Source organism: Oleiphilus messinensis (genome assembly GCF_002162375.1).
Classification (GTDB): Bacteria; Pseudomonadota; Gammaproteobacteria; order Pseudomonadales; family Oleiphilaceae; genus Oleiphilus; species Oleiphilus messinensis.
The window spans coordinates 927,501-943,353 of the sequence record NZ_CP021425.1 but is presented as its reverse complement, the minus strand read 5'-3'; the positions used below and the strand labels follow the sequence as shown (position 1 = coordinate 943,353).

Genomic DNA, 15,853 nt, shown 5'->3' with positions numbered 1-15,853 from the left:
GCCTCCCGCTACCCGGTTCGTTTTGTTTTTGCAGTACCTAACTTGATTGGCGAATCAACTACAGTTCCCGGATCCCGCCGACGATCCGGGTTGCCCTTTCCCTGTTCCTGAACCCAATGATAGGTCGTCTGAATCACCAATGCATCAGTGCTTGCTCGATGCCGCTCTACGTTCAATGTCGCAATCACATCAGCCTGCATTTCGGCCCATATCCGCATCTGATCTTCACTCAAGAGTGTGGTAATAGCCTCAACCTTGAACAGTTGTGGAACATTGGCCTCTTCAAAGAGCAACCCTAACCAGGAAATATCATGACCCCAGGCATCAGAATAAACCGTTGCACCACGTAAGTGGCGGTTCAACCAGATCGCGGTTTCCTGGCAGGACTTTCCCCGCTTGAAAAGCATTTGCCTCGAAATATGATGCAGTTCTGCAGCATGTTCATCCCACATGGTCCATTCCGCCTCGGGACGCACAAGTGAACAAAATGCATCACCATTGGGCAACACAAACCCGACTTCAATAGGATAACTACCTGAGCCGAAACCAGAGGCTTCGATATCGATAATGATTGGCAATTGCTGATGGAGACTACTCGTACTCACATTCATGACCACCCCTCTTTTTTATTATTTTATCTCAGCGACTGGTGAGTTTCTTCGCGAGAACTGTGATCCCTCCAGTTTAAACTGAAATGGTATTTAGACAGCTACTATTTAGTGAAGCTTTGTAAAACAGATGTGACGTTTTTCTCATTTTTGCGCACTTTGCAAGAATCGCTTACATATCTGTACAAATAACGAACACTTCTCGGCATGTAGCCAATGCCCTGTACCTGGAATAGTGCGCATTGAAGCATTGGGAAACAAACGTAACACCTGTTCGCGATGTTGAGGCAATATATAATCAGATATCCCCCCTTTAATAAACAGCACAGGCCCGGGGAATGCTACAGTTGAACTTTGACCCGACATAATGTGTTCGTAGTTCGAAATAATCGCAGCCAGATTTAAACGCCATGCAAACCCGCTCGCGTTCGCTTTAATGAGATTTTTCAGCAAAAACTGGCGCACAGCAACTTCAGGGACATAGGGTGTAAGCAATTCATCTGCCTCTTGCCTTGACTTCAAAGCCACCAGATCAATACGCTCCAAACCTTCCAATATCCGCTCATGATGCCGTTCGTACTGCACAGGTGCAATATCAGCAACCAATACCGATCTAATTCTTTGTGGGTAGGCCAAGGCACAGGTCATGGCGACTTTGCCCCCCATGGAATGCCCCAACAAATGCGCGGCCTCGAGGCCCTGGTCATCCATATACTGAATGACATCAGCGGCCATCAATGAGTAACACATATTATTCGAGTGAGGGGAACGACCATGATTACGCATGTCCAGGGCATGAACCTGATAAGTATCCATCATCCCCCGGGCAACTGAGCCCAGATTCTCCCAGGATCCGAACAATCCATGCATCACAATCAAAGGCTCGCCCTGCCCCATGACTTTGTAATTAAGGTGAACAGCGGTCATACAACACTACCCAGAAGTTTAAATCACTCAAGGATGTAGAATTCAAAAGATAAGTTTCATCAGAAGACAGACTCAACATTTGAATTTCAGACAAAATGGCACTCATCGATGCCTTGTTAGGATCCAAACTGGAGCGGCGCGATATATAGCCCCACATATGCTGTAACGCATTAAGCGTTCCACCCCGCGATGGCGCAGACAGCAAGATGGAAACCAGACGCTCCAATAATTCAGGAAATTCAATGCCACGAATCGCAACCAACTGCCCTATTTTAGAATAGGCCTGATGGTTACGTGCCAATACCGAATATTTAAAGGTTGCCCATAATTCATGACAACTTTTCGGCAACCTTATTCTTCCCGTGAGCCCTGCAGCCGCACGATCCTGCAAGAGCAGCAATTGCGCTTCAAGTGGTGGCTGAAAGCCAGGAGGCCAGACAACACTGTCAGCGGTCAGATCAGCCCACTCGGGCGTTGCAATTTGCCTGAGACGCATTTCTGCCATATGGGAATTCAAACGCACAGCCAACGCATCCTCAAACCCAACCCAGTGTTTTGGGAGCGAAAGCTTTCCCGCAGAATTTTGTAATGCCGGTTGATCAAGGTAGGCTGAAACAAGGCGCATTTGCTCACACAATAAATCCGAGTCGAGCAGGCCCGAAGGTAAATCCAGTATTTGACTCATAAGCTGAAGGGTTAGATCATTAGTTTGATGTTGCTAATACGATTCCTGATCGACACGATTAGACGCCTTGTAATATGCGGTGTATGCCGAGATCAAGTGGCAAATCCAGCCCAAAAATCCCCCCGAGCCAATCCACAGGCCAGGCGTAATAACAAACCAGAACAAGGCGCGAAAAAAGTGACCATTGTAGACCTGCCCCGCACCGGGCAGAATTAAACTCAGAACTGCTGCTATTCCACTTTTAGACATCAAGCCATCCCTAATTCCGGGTTACCTCAGACAGAAGCGTGATGTCACTGCCCCACGGGCGTAATCACCAGCCGATCTTCTGCCACATGGATACTCAGATCAGTCATCATCAACAATCGCTCGGATAAATTCTGCTCGTTCAACCGATAAACCGGTACCGTCTCAAGAATCTGACTAATGATAGCGATACTCTGCTTAATCGCCGGCTGGAAATTCTGGTTGAAGAAAGGTGACTTGGCTTCACTTTCAAGTACGTTCAGGCGTTTTAAAAAAATGGCTTTTTCTGTCCCGTCGTAAATGGGTGCCCCTTCAATCTTCAGCGCAATATCCACGGGAACCTTCATAATCACGGTGTTCAGGGCCACCTGACCTTTTAAATCAAGTTGCACGACCTGTCGGCCTTCTGGGGCCAGCGTCAGATCCAGTTTATTCACTGACAGGCTGAGCGGGGATCCAGCTTTGAGCTGATCCTGATCAAACTTCTGAACAGCTTGTCGGGCATAACCTTCCAAGGTCTGTTCACTGATACTGTACCCGGCAATTGAGGCACATCCCGCCAACAACAATAATACCAGCGTCACCAGCCAACCGGTGACAGAGAAGGCGTCTTCCCGGCAATGCGTGCCGATAAAGCGATTGTTCATTCTCGCAATCCTAAGAAAATTCAAATAGTTGAAGTAAAGTCTGAATTTAGCATAGAAGGCCAAATAGAAGATCAGAATACAGGTAAAACCAATTCAAATACAGGCATAACTGGATCAAAGGTAACGAATTCCATAAAAAAACCGGCAGTAGCGCCGGTTTTTCAAATGAGATCGGGGCTCTCCCGAAACTCAATTCCTAGCAGTAATAAATGCTATTCAGGTATTCTTCCAACCATTTGATGTTTTTTAATTCTTCTTCATTGTGTGGTACGCAAATTTCCAATTCCATAGTAATCTCTCTGTTTAGTTCGAATGAATCCCGTTCCCGAAGCTCGGTTAACTTTAACGCCTGTTTCCCGACTATCGGGTCATTCCAGCGTTTCACATCGTAGTCGACGCCCCTCGCTTAAATGGCGGGTCAGGTGAATTGACCTACATCAACCTCGTCGACTCAGCTACTATATTACTCAACAACGGTACATTGCGCTTGACGCCCTGTGCCAATCACTTGACCTCCAGTTGCAACCGAAAGTCACTTGATTGTAGTCTTTAAGGCCTACGCTGAAGGCCCAACAAAGGATTCTGTTTTCGTGCCTAAAGAAAAAAAATTTCAATTAATGGTATCGGCTTCCTCCGCTCTGACCCTGGCCTCCTTTCTGTTAAAGCACGGTTATTGTGAAGCACAGCTGGAACAGGAACTCAGTATGCCGCTGAACGATCTCGAAAAGCCGGATCAGCGCATCCCCTTGCATCAATATGCACACATGTGGGAGCAAGCGCTGATTCTCAGTGGCGATCCCGCATTGGGCTTGCACCTTGGAGAAAAGCCTCAGGAAGAGGGGATGGGTGTTGTCGGACACATTTTCTTTAACAACGCGACACTGGGAAAAGCCCTAACACAATTCACGCGCCTGTATACCCTTGTCAATGAAGGTATTCGGGCCGAGTTTGAAACTGATGAGCAGCGAGCCTATTTACGCTATGTTTGGGATTGTCCGGACGCATATTCCGTTCCGATAATGGAACGGACTATGGCGGTTTCAATTACCCGAGCCAAAAAGCTGATTCACCCGCAATTGAAGATGGAATTTGTCGCATTCGCGCATAACGCCCCGGAGTACACGGCAGAATATGAACGCATATTCGCCTGCCCGATACGGTTTGGGGAAGAACACTGCTGTATCGCTTTCAAAAAGAACTTTCTGGATTATCCACTACCGCAACGGAATCCATATCTTCACCAGGTTCTGACCCGGCATGTCGAAAACTTACTGAGCAAACTCAGGCCGCAGCGAACATTGGCACAACAAGTCCAGGATCTGGTCAATAAACAATTGGCAAAGAATGCTTTTGACGCAGAGCGAATAGCCAAAAAACTCAATATGAGCCGGCACACCCTGTATCGAAAATTAAAGGCAGAGGGCCATTCTTACCAGGAGTTGGTCGAAGCGGTTCGTCAGAAGAAGGCCATGTTTTATCTGAAACAAAACAAATACTCGCTGAGTGAGATTGCTTTCCTGCTCGGCTTTTCAGAACTCAGCGCGTTTAGTCGCGCTTTCAAGCGCTGGACGGGACAATCACCCGCTCAATTTCAAAAGGACAACGCTCAACTTTAATGCCCCATACCAGTATCTCGACACTTCGATTTGCATAATTCATCACCACAGACCTCACAGATGGTCACAAATATCACACAATTTTGATTATATTTTAATCTATCTCGATCTATAATGGATCTGAGTAAACATGGCGATTCCGACACAGGTAACGTTCTGTATTACTACCGATGCAGCACCACACTAGCACTAAGTAAAACTGACCAATGTTTAGTCGAACAGCATAATTCATGCTCCGGCAGTCGGCCACAAGCTGATCCGCCATCGTCTAGACAGCGGGCGACGTGAGGAGAAGTAGCATTATGTTCGCAATTTTAGAACAGTCCGATATCCAAGAAATACACTTCCGCCGCGATGCCGATTCCGGCTTACACGCCATCATCGCAATTCATAGCACAAAAATGGGCCCAGCACTCGGCGGATGCCGCTTTCTGACCTATGACGATGATAATAAAGCAATTCATGACGCCATTCGACTCGCAAGGGGTATGAGTTACAAGGCTGTTTTGGCGGGCGTTAAACAAGGTGGCGGCAAATCCGTTATTATCAAACCCGCCAACTACGATCCAGAGAAATTATTTACCCGGTTTGGCCAATTTGTCGAGTCTCTGAATGGTAGGTACATAACGGCAATAGACAGCGGCACAAGCGCTTTTGAAATGGATATCATTGCCAATCAGACCCGCCATGTCACAAGTACGAGTCGCGAGAAAAACCCGTCTCAGTTCACGGCTCAAGGGGTTTTTGAAGGCATTCAAGCCGCGGTGTACCACCAATTGCACACAGAGCATCTGGAAGGGATTCGGGTCGCATTACAAGGCTTGGGAAATGTCGGCTTTGCGCTGGCAAACCTCCTGCATGAAGCCGGAGCAAACCTGATCGTGAGCGATATCAACCCCACTAGAGTGAAACAAGCCTGCGAATCCTTTCAAGCTGAGCAAGTTCAGGCCAACGCAATATACGATGTTGAGTGCGATGTGTTTGCACCTTGCGGCCTGGGAGGCATTATCAATCCGGAAACCCTCTCACGCCTGCAATGCAGTATCGTCGCGGGCTCTGCAAATAACCAACTGGCTACCGCTCAGGAAGGTCGCGAACTGCATCAAGCCGGTATTCTTTATGCTCCGGACTATGTAATTAACGCCGGTGGTTTGATCTACGCGTCCATGCATCACGCAAGCGAACCAGACGAACACATTCACACCAAAACGGCGGAAATTTCCCAGACGCTGAGTGAAATTTTTGAGCACTCCAAAACGCAAAACAAAGCAACCAGCGAAATCGCAGACGAGCTGGCCGAAGCCAAGCTATCTGCTATTTCTGCGTAATTGTCCATCGGACAACGGAGGACAGTCATGCAATCCACTATACAATGCAACTACGCATTCAACATACCGGGCATTCGCTATCTATTGCCTGATAACAGTGCACAATCTCCACTTCCCGAAACCATAAGTGATGAGCTGCTGATCAGGGCCTACCAGCATATGCGCTTGATCCGGATATTCGACCAAAAAGCAATTGCGCTACAGCGCACCGGACAGTTGGGAACCTATCCTTCCTGCCAGGGCCACGAGGGAGTCAATACTGCAATTGGGCTTGCCATGCATCCAGATGATGTATTTGTCCCCTATTATCGAGATCAGGCTACTTTAAACCTTCGAGGGGTGAAACTCTCTGAAATTCTTCGTTACTGGGGAGGTGACGAGCGGGGTAGTAATTACAAAAATTGCCCGCAAGACCTTCCCAACTGTGTACCAATCGCAACGCAATTCTGTCATGCCGCCGGAATTGCCAGCGCGCAGAAAATAAAAGGGAACAAGCAGGCAACCGTGGTCACCGGGGGTGATGGCTCTACCAGCAAGGGCGATTTTCTTGAGGCACTCAACCTCGCCGGTGCCTGGCATTTACCTTTGGTTCTGGTAGTCATCAATAACCAATGGGCGATCTCCACCCCCAGAAAAGCGCAATGCAATGCTACCACTCTGGCTCAAAAAGCAATTGGTGCAGGCATCCCCGGCGTTGTCGTCGACGGGGATGACTTTACCGCCGTTTATGATCAGGTGCATAAGGCTTTGCAACGTGCTTACTTGGGCAAAGGCCCCACCCTGATTGAGGCCATTACCTATCGCCTCGGAGACCACACCACTGCGGATGACGCAACCCGGTATCGCGCTCGTGAAGAAGTTGAGAATGCCTGGAAAACAGAGTCGGTAACCCGGCTGTTGAACTACCTGAAGATTCGCGAACTTTGGTCTGAAGAGCGTGAACAGCAGTGGCGGGTCACCTGTAAAGAAACGGTGGATGTTGAAGTTAAAGACTACTTGAACACACCGCCCGATAAGCCAACAGCCATGTTTGAACATCTGTATGAGACGCTCCCCAGAGCCTATCTCGCACAATACGAAGAGCTAGCAGTCTCGACTCGGGAGGACCTATGAACGCAATCGCATCTACACATATCACACGACCTGTCACGTTGGTTGAAGCGATAAACCTCGCCCTGGCTCACGAAATGCAGGCCGATGAGACAGTCGTCGTACTTGGGGAAGATGTTGCATTGAATGGTGGTGTTTTCAGGGCGACGGTGGATCTTCGCAAGCAGTTCGGATTAAAACGGGTGATGGATACCCCTCTCGCTGAAACGCTAATCGCTGGCATGGCCGTAGGGATGTCAGTTCAAGGCTTGAAACCGGTCGCTGAAATCCAGTTCATGGGATTTATCTATGCCACGATGGAACAGGTCATCAGCCATGCTGCGCGTATGCGCAACAGGACACGTGGGCGATTACATTGCCCGTTGGTGCTTCGTGCACCGTTCGGTGGTGGTATTCACGCTCCAGAACATCATTCGGAAAGTACGGAAGCGTTATTTGCCCACATACCGGGCATTCGCGTGGTCATTCCAAGTTCACCCGCTCGCGCTTATGGCCTCCTGCTCGCATCGATTCGAAATCCCGATCCTGTGATCTTTCTGGAACCTAAACGGATCTACAGGGCCGCGAACCAAACCGTTGAAAATGCTGGACAGGCACTGCCCCTCGACACGTGCTTCACACTCCAAGAAGGGCAGCACATCACGCTCGTATCCTGGGGCGCGATGATACAGGAAACCCTTGAGGCAGCACAACAACTGGCTGAAGAAGGCATAGAATGCGAAGTGATTGATGTCGCGACCATAAGTCCTCTGGATCGGGAAACGATTATTTGCTCTGTGGCCAAAACAGGGCATTGTGTCATTGTTCATGAAGCCGCACGGGAATGTGGTGTTGGTGCAGAGATCGCCGCCACCCTTGCAGAGCACGCCCTCACCGACCTGCGCGCACCGGTAAAGCGTGTTACCGGCTATGACACCATTATGCCGTATTTCAAACAGGAATCGCTGTATTTACCAACAACTGAGAAAATTATCAAGGCGGTGAAGGAGACTCTGGACTATGACTAAGCCAAGCTACTTCCTGCTCCCGGATCTGGGTGAAGGCCTGCCCGATGCAGAGATCGTAAAATGGCATGTTGCTGTTGGGGATACTGTCGAAGTCGATCAAATACTGGTCGAGGTTGAAACGGCCAAAGCCATTGTCGAAGTGCCCTCACCGCAAACAGGAACCATAGCGGCAATGTTCGGACAAGCAGGCGATATTATTCATACAGGTGAACCCCTTCTGGAATTCGGTTCCGTGCTGATATCAAACGCTGATCCGACATCTGCTACTGATGCAAACTCAGCGGCTGCGCCAGAGACTGCACCAAACAGTACCATCCCGCCAGCCTGCACAGACGACCCGGAAAACAGTATCCGTGCCGACTCAGGTACCGTGGTTGGCACACTCAAACAGTCCCGAGGCAACGAACGGGAGGATCGATTTATCATCGGTGCGCCGGACTCAAGCAGAAATGCCATCCACGGGCGTGCAACACCTGCGATAAGAGCCCTCGCCGAACGGAAAGGCGTAGATTTACAGCTTGTTACCGGTTCCGGCAGCGACGGGCATATCACAATCAAGGACATTGAGCATGCTGCATTGGTAACGGAACACCACGGCGAAGCTGAAACGCTTCGCGGGGTTCGCAGAAGTATGGCCGTGGCGATGCAAAAGTCCCACGAACAAGTCGTCCCTGTGACGCTTTGCGATGATGCCGATATTCATGACTGGCTCGGCGGGACAGATATAACGATCCGCCTGATTCGGGCGATAGGCTACGCAGCTCGAAAATCGCCGGCATTGAATGGCTGGTTTTATGGTGATTCTTTAACCCGACGACTGCGTCAGCAGGTTGATGTTGCCATCGCCGTAGACACGGATGAAGGGCTGTTTGTACCGGTCTTACGAAATATCCAGAAACGGGAAGGCTCTGACTTACGACAGGGCCTGAATCGCCTGCGCGAAGACGTCTTGAATCGGACAATCCCCCCGGAGGAAATGCAAGGCGGCACGATAACCTTATCAAACTTCGGCACAATTGCAGGTCGCTATGGTAATCCGGTCGTTGTTCCACCGCAAATTGCAATTATCGGCGCGGGCAAGATTCGAGAAGAGGTTGTTGCCAGAAACCAGCAAATCGCCATTCGCAAACGAATACCGATTTCCCTTACATTTGACCATCGTGCCGCGACTGGAGGAGAAGCCGCACGATTTCTTGCTGCACTTATTGAAAACCTGGAGACCCGGGAGTAGCATAACGGCGCAAGACTTCGCTTTACCACGGAGGATCAGGCCATCGTCATACAGACATTTGTCTCGCACACAACCGTGCTCTACCTCGGCCTGATTCTCGTCTACACAACAGCACTAGTCTGTATTCTTCAGGTTCTGCAGCATTACCGTACAGCGCAAAGTGCAATCGGCTGGATCATTGCATTACTGACGCTCCCCTACCTTGCCCTGCCGCTATACCTCGTATTTGGGCGCAACCGTTTTGAAGGCTATGCCCGGGCTCGGCGCAAAGATGATCGAAAACTGGATAACCTGGCCTTTCAACTGGATCAGCTTATCGCCCCTCATCGTCCCCTGTACCAACAACCCGATTCCAGTAAAGAGGTTTTTGAGACCCTGGCACGACTGCCATTCACAGAGCATAACCGATGCACATTATTGGTAAATGGAAACGCGACCATCGAGAGTATGTTCAACAGCATACTTAACGCAGAGCGCTACATACTGACTGAATTTTACATTGTCAGAGACGACGAACTGGGTTTGCAATTTAAAACGCTACTAATGAAAAAAGCCCGGTCCGGCGTAATCGTGTTCTTCCTGTATGATGATGTCGGGTGCGCAGGCCTGAGCAGCGAATACCTGAGAGACCTCCAAGAAGCGGGAATTCTGGTTCATCCGTTCGGTACTTTGAGGTCTTACCTGAAACGATTGCAACTCAATTTCCGGAATCACCGTAAAATCGTTGTAACGGATGGCGAAACAGGTTACGTGGGCGGCATCAATATCGGTGATGAATATCTTGATAGGACAACCCGGTATGCCCCCTGGCGTGACACACATTTAAAAATTGAGGGGCCTGCGGTCATGGGACTACAGTTATCATTCCTGGAGGATTGGCATTGGGCGACCGGGTATATTCCAGAACTGCCAAAACCAAATTTGGCACCCAAATACGATGAAGACCAAAAAGCGCTCATACTCGCAACAGGCCCCGCTGATGAACTTAACTATTGCGAATTGTTTTTTTTACAATGTATCAACCAGGCAAAATCACGATTATGGATAGCAACCCCCTACTTTGTACCAGATATCCAAATAATGAGCGCACTCCAGCTTGCAAGCCTGAGAGGTGTTGACGTAAGAATCCTCATTCCCCGCAAGCCTGACCACAAATTCATTTATTACGCCACCTACTCTTACCTTGCGCAAGCAGATACTGCGGGCATTAAAATTTATCGCTATGAGAAAGGCTTTATGCACCAGAAAGTATTATTAGTCGACGACACTCATGGCGTAGTCGGTACTGCCAACCTGGATAACCGCTCAATGAAACTAAACTTCGAAGTCTCTGCCATTGTTCACGATAAATCTTTTGTGGCAGAACTAACCCAAGTGCTAGTACGTGACTTTTCAGCCTCGAACACCTTGCCCGCATCTCAATATGAACTCCGGTCACTCCCCTTCAAACTACTGTGCAGGGCTGCAAGACTGCTCGCACCGATACTCTGACTAAGTACAAACCTGCCCGAATCAGACTCTGCTTCTTTTTAATCTTTCAGAGAAGGTATAAACTGAAACAACAATAAATACTAAGTTCTGTTGACGTTTCATATCGTCATTTTTTTGCTGTAAATGAGTGATTTTATCTGTGGAATTCAAACCCAAAGAGACGCTGACCGAACAGGTTGCTCAACATATTGAAAATATGATCGCATTTGGCAAGCTGAAGTCAGGCGAGCGTATTTATGAAAATGCAATGGCTAAAGATCTCAACGTCAGCCATGGCTCCATCCGTGAAGCCCTGCTTCTCTTAGAAAAACGGCACCTGGTTAGAAATATTCCACGAAAGGGTTGCACTGTTACCGAACTCGATGAGCACTTCGTCAAGAGTCTCTATGAGATGCTGTTGCTGATTCTTTGCCATACCGGTACTAAATTGTTACTTAATCGAACCGAGGATGATCTGCACAACCTTGAGAGTCTTTATCAAAAAATGAGTCAGTGCTTTCAGCAAGGCAGATTGATGGAGTTTCTGGATCTGGGTATCCAGTACACTCAAATATCCCTGGCTTATGCAGACAATTACTTCATGGTCTCAGCGATACAGGATTTGTGGCCTTCGGCGAAGCGTTGCGCGTTTATGGCACTGCGTGAGGGGCCGAAAGTCCTGCAAGACAACCTTGATCAAATGCGACATTCGATTGATGCCATAAAGGCCAGAGACGAAGAGGAACTTATTCGGATCATTAATTTTTACGGCCAGGAACAATGTGATCAGGTGCTTGCCAGCGTAAACAGGCCCTAGGGTCTGTTTACGTTAACTCAATTTCAAATGAGATATATCGGGATTAAGCGCTTTCTTCTCCTGTTTCAACTCCCCCAAATCCTCTCCCGCCGGAGCAATGCTTAAATGTTCCACGTCTGGCGCTGGTGGGGGTGGAAGTTGGTTTTCCTCCGAGAGTTGGCTCCCAGTAGGTGCAATGGATATACTATCCAAGTTTTCAAACTCAGGCGCAACAATCTCAACTTCATCGGAGAGCCTGATGCCTGCTTCATCCAGATTCAAATCAAGGTCGGACAATATTGAGTCCACCTTTTCCCCGGCCAGTTGAATATTTTCGTTTCCGACCTCTCTTAGCGGCGGCCGCTCAGCACTGCCATCCATAAAGGGATTTGGTTTTACAACTTCAAAAGTACTCTTCACAGATGATTGGCTGACTTCTTTTTTCGTCAATGCACTCTCAGATACAGTACGCGCAGGTATAGCAGACTTCCCATTAGATGGAGCCTGTTTTGAATCTGTGGTAGTAGCAGTTTGTGGAGTGGACGCGGGTGCCTGCACATTATCTTGCTTCGCGATCATGCCGATACGGCAGACTGCACCATTTTTCTTTAGTAGAGCCTGGTATTTTAATGCTGTTGGTTTGTCCAATTTACTCTTCAAAACCACACGCTTGCCCGAGAACATTTTCTCGATTTGGGCAGGTGATGCTTTGAATAATTTGGTCATATTCTGCTTAGCGAGATCAAGTGTCACCCCAGGAATGATTTCACCTTCAAACGCAATTTCGAAAATCTGCTGGTCCATACGAAGCTTCGGCTCTGAATTACTTACAATACTATAAAGATAGCCAAAGTTAAGCAGATAATAAACTACATAGACAAAAGCATTGGGGGGATGTAATGCGACAGGCATAAAAAAACCCCAGTGGTATCTACCACTGGGGTTTTCAATTAGGAGCCTGACAATGACCTACTCTCACATGGGGAGACCCCACACTACCATCGGCGCTGGACGGTTTCACTACTGAGTTCGGTATGGGATCAGGTGGTTCACGTCCGCTATGATCGTCAGACAAAACAAGTTGATCGTATGCGTTCTGTCTTTAACTGTTCATGGCTGAACAAAGCGAGTAAATAAGATTCACAGTCATTTGATTTTGGGTCAAAACCGCTTGGGTGTTATATAGTCAAGCCACACGGGCAATTAGTACTGGTTAGCTCAACGCCTCACAACGCTTACACACCCAGCCTATCAACCTCATGGTCTTTAAGGGCCCTTCAGGAGGCTCAAGCCTCAGGGAGATCTTATCTTGGAGGGGGCTTCCCGCTTAGATGCTTTCAGCGGTTATCCCGTCCGAACATAGCTACCGGGCAATGCAATTGGCATCACAACCCGAACACCAGCGGTTCGTCCACTCCGGTCCTCTCGTACTAGGAGCAGCTCTCCTCAAATCTCCAACGTCCACGGCAGATAGGGACCGAACTGTCTCACGACGTTCTAAACCCAGCTCGCGTACCACTTTAAATGGCGAACAGCCATACCCTTGGGACCGGCTTCAGCCCCAGGATGTGATGAGCCGACATCGAGGTGCCAAACACCGCCGTCGATGTGAACTCTTGGGCGGTATCAGCCTGTTATCCCCGGAGTACCTTTTATCCGTTGAGCGATGGCCCTTCCATACAGAACCACCGGATCACTAAGACCTACTTTCGTACCTGCTCGACGTGTCTGTCTCGCAGTTAAGCGCGCTTATGCCTTTACACTAACCGTACGATGTCCGACCGTACTTAGCGCACCTTCGTGCTCCTCCGTTACGCTTTGGGAGGAGACCGCCCCAGTCAAACTACCCACCACACAGTGTCCTCGATCCCGTTTCGGGACCTGAGTTAGAACCTCAACAGTACCAGGCTGGTATTTCAAGGTTGGCTCCACTCGAACTGGCGTCCGAGTTTCAAAGCCTCCCAGCTATCCTACACAAGTAATGTCAAAGTTCACTGTGAAGCTGTAGTAAAGGTTCACGGGGTCTTTCCGTCTAGCCGCGGATACACAGCATCTTCACTGCGATTTCAATTTCACTGAGTCTCGGGTGGAGACAGCGTGGCCATCGTTACGCCATTCGTGCAGGTCGGAACTTACCCGACAAGGAATTTCGCTACCTTAGGACCGTTATAGTTACGGCCGCCGTTTACCGGGGCTTCGATCAAGAGCTTCGCTAATGCTAACCCCATCAATTAACCTTCCGGCACCGGGCAGGCGTCACACCCTATACGTCCACTTTCGTGTTTGCAGAGTGCTGTGTTTTTAATAAACAGTCGCAGCCACCTGGTATCTTCGACCGGCTGGGGCTTACGGAGTAAATCCTTCACCCTGGCCGGCGTGCCTTCTCCCGAAGTTACGGCACTATTTTGCCTAGTTCCTTCACCCGAGTTCTCTCAAACGCCTTAGTATTCTCTACCTGACCACCTGTGTCGGTTTGGGGTACGGTCCCGTGATATCTGAAGCTTAGAGGCTTTTCTTGGAAGCTTGGCATCGACCACTTCACTGAACAAGTTCAGCTTCGTCATCAGTTCTCGGCATTAAGGACCCGGATTTGCCTAAGTCCTCTGCCTACCACCTTAAACGCGGACAACCATCGCCGCGCTGGCCTAGCCTTCTCCGTCCCCCCATCGCAATATCACGAGGTACAGGAATTTTAACCTGTTTCCCATCGACTACGCTTTTCAGCCTCGCCTTAGGGGCCGACTCACCCTGCGCCGATTACCGTTGCGCAGGAAACCTTGGTCTTCCGGCGAGGGGGTTTTTCACCCCCTTTGTCGTTACTCATGTCAGCATTCGCACTTCTGATACCTCCAGCCAACTTCTCAATTGACCTTCAACGGCGTACAGAACGCTCCCCTACCATCTTCGAAAAGATCCGCAGCTTCGGTGGCATGTTTGAGCCCCGTTACATCTTCCGCGCAGGCCGACTCGACTAGTGAGCTATTACGCTTTCCTTAAAGGGTGGCTGCTTCTAAGCCAACCTCCTAGCTGTCTGTGCCTTCCCACATCGTTTCCCACTTAACATACACTTTGGGACCTTAGCTGGCGGTCTGGGTTGTTTCCCTTTCCACGACGGACGTTAGCACCCGCCGTGTGTCTCCCATGATTGCACTTTCCGGTATTCGGAGTTTGCATGGGGTTGGTAAGTCGGGATGACCCCCTAGCCCAAACAGTGCTCTACCCCCGGAAGTGATACATGAGGCACTACCTAAATAGTTTTCGGGGAGAACCAGCTATCTCCGAGTTTGATTAGCCTTTCACTCCTATCCACAAGTCATCCCCTACCTTTTCAACGGGAGTGGGTTCGGTCCTCCAGTTGATGTTACTCAACCTTCAACCTGCCCATGGATAGATCACTCGGTTTCGGGTCTATTCCTAGCAACTTGACGCCCATTTCAGACTCGGTTTCCCTACGGCTCCCCTAAACGGTTAACCTTGCTACTAAAAATAAGTCGCTGACCCATTATACAAAAGGTACGCAGTCACAGAACAAGTCTGCTCCCACTGCTTGTACGCATACGGTTTCAGGGTCTATTTCACTCCCCTCACAGGGGTTCTTTTCGCCTTTCCCTCACGGTACTGGTTCACTATCGGTCAGTCAGGAGTATTTAGCCTTGGAGGATGGTCCCCCCATGTTCAGACAGGATAACACGTGTCCCGTCCTACTCAATTTCACGCCAATAGAATTTCGAATACGGGGCTATCACCCTCTATGGCCGGCCTTTCCAAGCCGTTCTTCTATTCGTCATGACGCTTTTGGGCTAATCCCCGTTCGCTCGCCGCTACTGAGGGAATCTCGGTTGATTTCTTTTCCTGCGGGTACTTAGATGTTTCAGTTCTCCGCGTTCGCCTCTCTTTTCCTATGTATTCAGAAAAGAGATACCTCTAAGAGGTGGGTTTCCCCATTCGGACATCTCCGGATCAAAGCTTGTTTGCCAGCTCCCCGAAGCTTTTCGCAGGCTTCCACGTCCTTCATCGCCTCTGACTGCCAAGGCATCCACCGTATGCGCTTAGTCACTTGACTATATAACCCCAAGCGGTCTTTTGTGATGCATGCATCGCAAAAGTGATCGACTCGCGTCGATACCTCTTGAGCTTATCTGGTCTCACACCGTAACGATTTTAAAACACCAGAATCGTTTG

At 49.2% G+C, this 15,853-nt stretch carries 14 protein-coding genes and 2 rRNA genes; 7 read left to right on the top strand and 9 right to left on the bottom strand.

The window, feature by feature from the left end:
* Positions 1–8 precede the first annotated feature (8 nt).
* The 6 genes from OLMES_RS04250 to OLMES_RS04225 form a co-directional block, all read right to left on the bottom strand.
* A complete protein-coding gene (locus tag OLMES_RS04250) occupies positions 9–611 on the bottom strand; it encodes a 3'-5' exonuclease (protein WP_198343212.1) in 603 nt (200 codons plus the stop codon).
* A gap of 141 nt (positions 612–752) precedes the next feature.
* A complete protein-coding gene (locus tag OLMES_RS04245) occupies positions 753–1,535 on the bottom strand; it encodes an alpha/beta fold hydrolase (RefSeq protein WP_087460108.1) in 783 nt (260 codons plus the stop codon).
* Positions 1,516–2,220 carry a DUF1722 domain-containing protein gene (locus OLMES_RS04240; protein ID WP_087460107.1) on the bottom strand — a complete coding sequence of 235 codons (705 nt, stop codon included), beginning with the start codon at positions 2,218–2,220 and terminating at the stop codon, positions 1,516–1,518. The genes OLMES_RS04245 and OLMES_RS04240 overlap by 20 nt, the downstream gene beginning before the upstream one ends.
* A gap of 33 nt (positions 2,221–2,253) precedes the next feature.
* Entirely contained in the window at positions 2,254–2,469 is a 216-nt protein-coding gene (locus tag OLMES_RS04235) for a DUF5683 domain-containing protein (RefSeq protein ID WP_087460106.1), read from the bottom strand.
* 44 nt (positions 2,470–2,513) lie between these two features.
* The gene (locus OLMES_RS04230; protein WP_087460105.1) at positions 2,514–3,113 is read right to left on the bottom strand and encodes a DUF1439 domain-containing protein; all 600 of its coding nucleotides are present in this window, start codon (positions 3,111–3,113) and stop codon (positions 2,514–2,516) included.
* Between the two features lie 196 nt (positions 3,114–3,309).
* A complete protein-coding gene (locus OLMES_RS04225; protein ID WP_087460104.1) occupies positions 3,310–3,498 on the bottom strand; it encodes a hypothetical protein in 189 nt (62 codons plus the stop codon).
* Positions 3,499–3,703: 205 nt separating this feature from the next.
* Between OLMES_RS04225 and OLMES_RS04220 the strand changes: the two genes are divergently transcribed.
* The 7 genes from OLMES_RS04220 to OLMES_RS04190 all read left to right on the top strand — a co-directional run bounded on the left by OLMES_RS04220 (position 3,704) and on the right by OLMES_RS04190 (position 11,692).
* Positions 3,704–4,729, top strand: coding sequence for an AraC family transcriptional regulator (locus OLMES_RS04220; protein ID WP_087460103.1), 1,026 nt, complete (start codon positions 3,704–3,706; stop codon positions 4,727–4,729).
* Positions 4,730–5,031: 302 nt separating this feature from the next.
* Positions 5,032–6,057, top strand: coding sequence for a Leu/Phe/Val dehydrogenase (locus OLMES_RS04215; protein WP_087460102.1), 1,026 nt, complete (start codon positions 5,032–5,034; stop codon positions 6,055–6,057).
* A gap of 27 nt (positions 6,058–6,084) precedes the next feature.
* Positions 6,085–7,170, top strand: a complete 1,086-nt coding sequence (gene pdhA / locus OLMES_RS04210) for a pyruvate dehydrogenase (acetyl-transferring) E1 component subunit alpha (RefSeq protein ID WP_087460101.1) — start codon at positions 6,085–6,087, stop codon at positions 7,168–7,170.
* Entirely contained in the window at positions 7,167–8,174 is a 1,008-nt protein-coding gene (locus tag OLMES_RS04205; RefSeq protein ID WP_087460100.1) for an alpha-ketoacid dehydrogenase subunit beta, read from the top strand. Before pdhA ends, OLMES_RS04205 begins: the two co-directional genes overlap by 4 nt.
* A complete protein-coding gene (locus OLMES_RS04200; protein ID WP_198343211.1) occupies positions 8,167–9,405 on the top strand; it encodes a dihydrolipoamide acetyltransferase family protein in 1,239 nt (412 codons plus the stop codon). The genes OLMES_RS04205 and OLMES_RS04200 overlap by 8 nt, the downstream gene beginning before the upstream one ends.
* A gap of 75 nt (positions 9,406–9,480) precedes the next feature.
* On the top strand, positions 9,481–10,896 hold the full coding sequence (gene cls / locus OLMES_RS04195) for a cardiolipin synthase (protein WP_232465258.1): 1,416 nt from the start codon (positions 9,481–9,483) through the stop codon (positions 10,894–10,896).
* Between the two features lie 139 nt (positions 10,897–11,035).
* Entirely contained in the window at positions 11,036–11,692 is a 657-nt protein-coding gene (locus OLMES_RS04190; RefSeq protein ID WP_087460098.1) for a GntR family transcriptional regulator, read from the top strand.
* 12 nt (positions 11,693–11,704) lie between these two features.
* Here OLMES_RS04190 and OLMES_RS04185 read toward each other — a convergent pair whose 3' ends face one another.
* The 3 genes from OLMES_RS04185 to OLMES_RS04175 form a co-directional block, all read right to left on the bottom strand.
* Positions 11,705–12,583: a hypothetical protein gene (locus tag OLMES_RS04185; RefSeq protein ID WP_087460097.1), complete on the bottom strand. Its 879-nt coding sequence runs from the start codon at positions 12,581–12,583 to the stop codon at positions 11,705–11,707.
* Positions 12,584–12,627: 44 nt separating this feature from the next.
* Positions 12,628–12,743: ribosomal RNA gene (gene rrf / locus OLMES_RS04180) — 5S ribosomal RNA — on the bottom strand.
* A gap of 110 nt (positions 12,744–12,853) precedes the next feature.
* Positions 12,854–15,734 (bottom strand): 23S ribosomal RNA (locus OLMES_RS04175).
* Between the last annotated feature and the right edge of the window lie 119 nt (positions 15,735–15,853).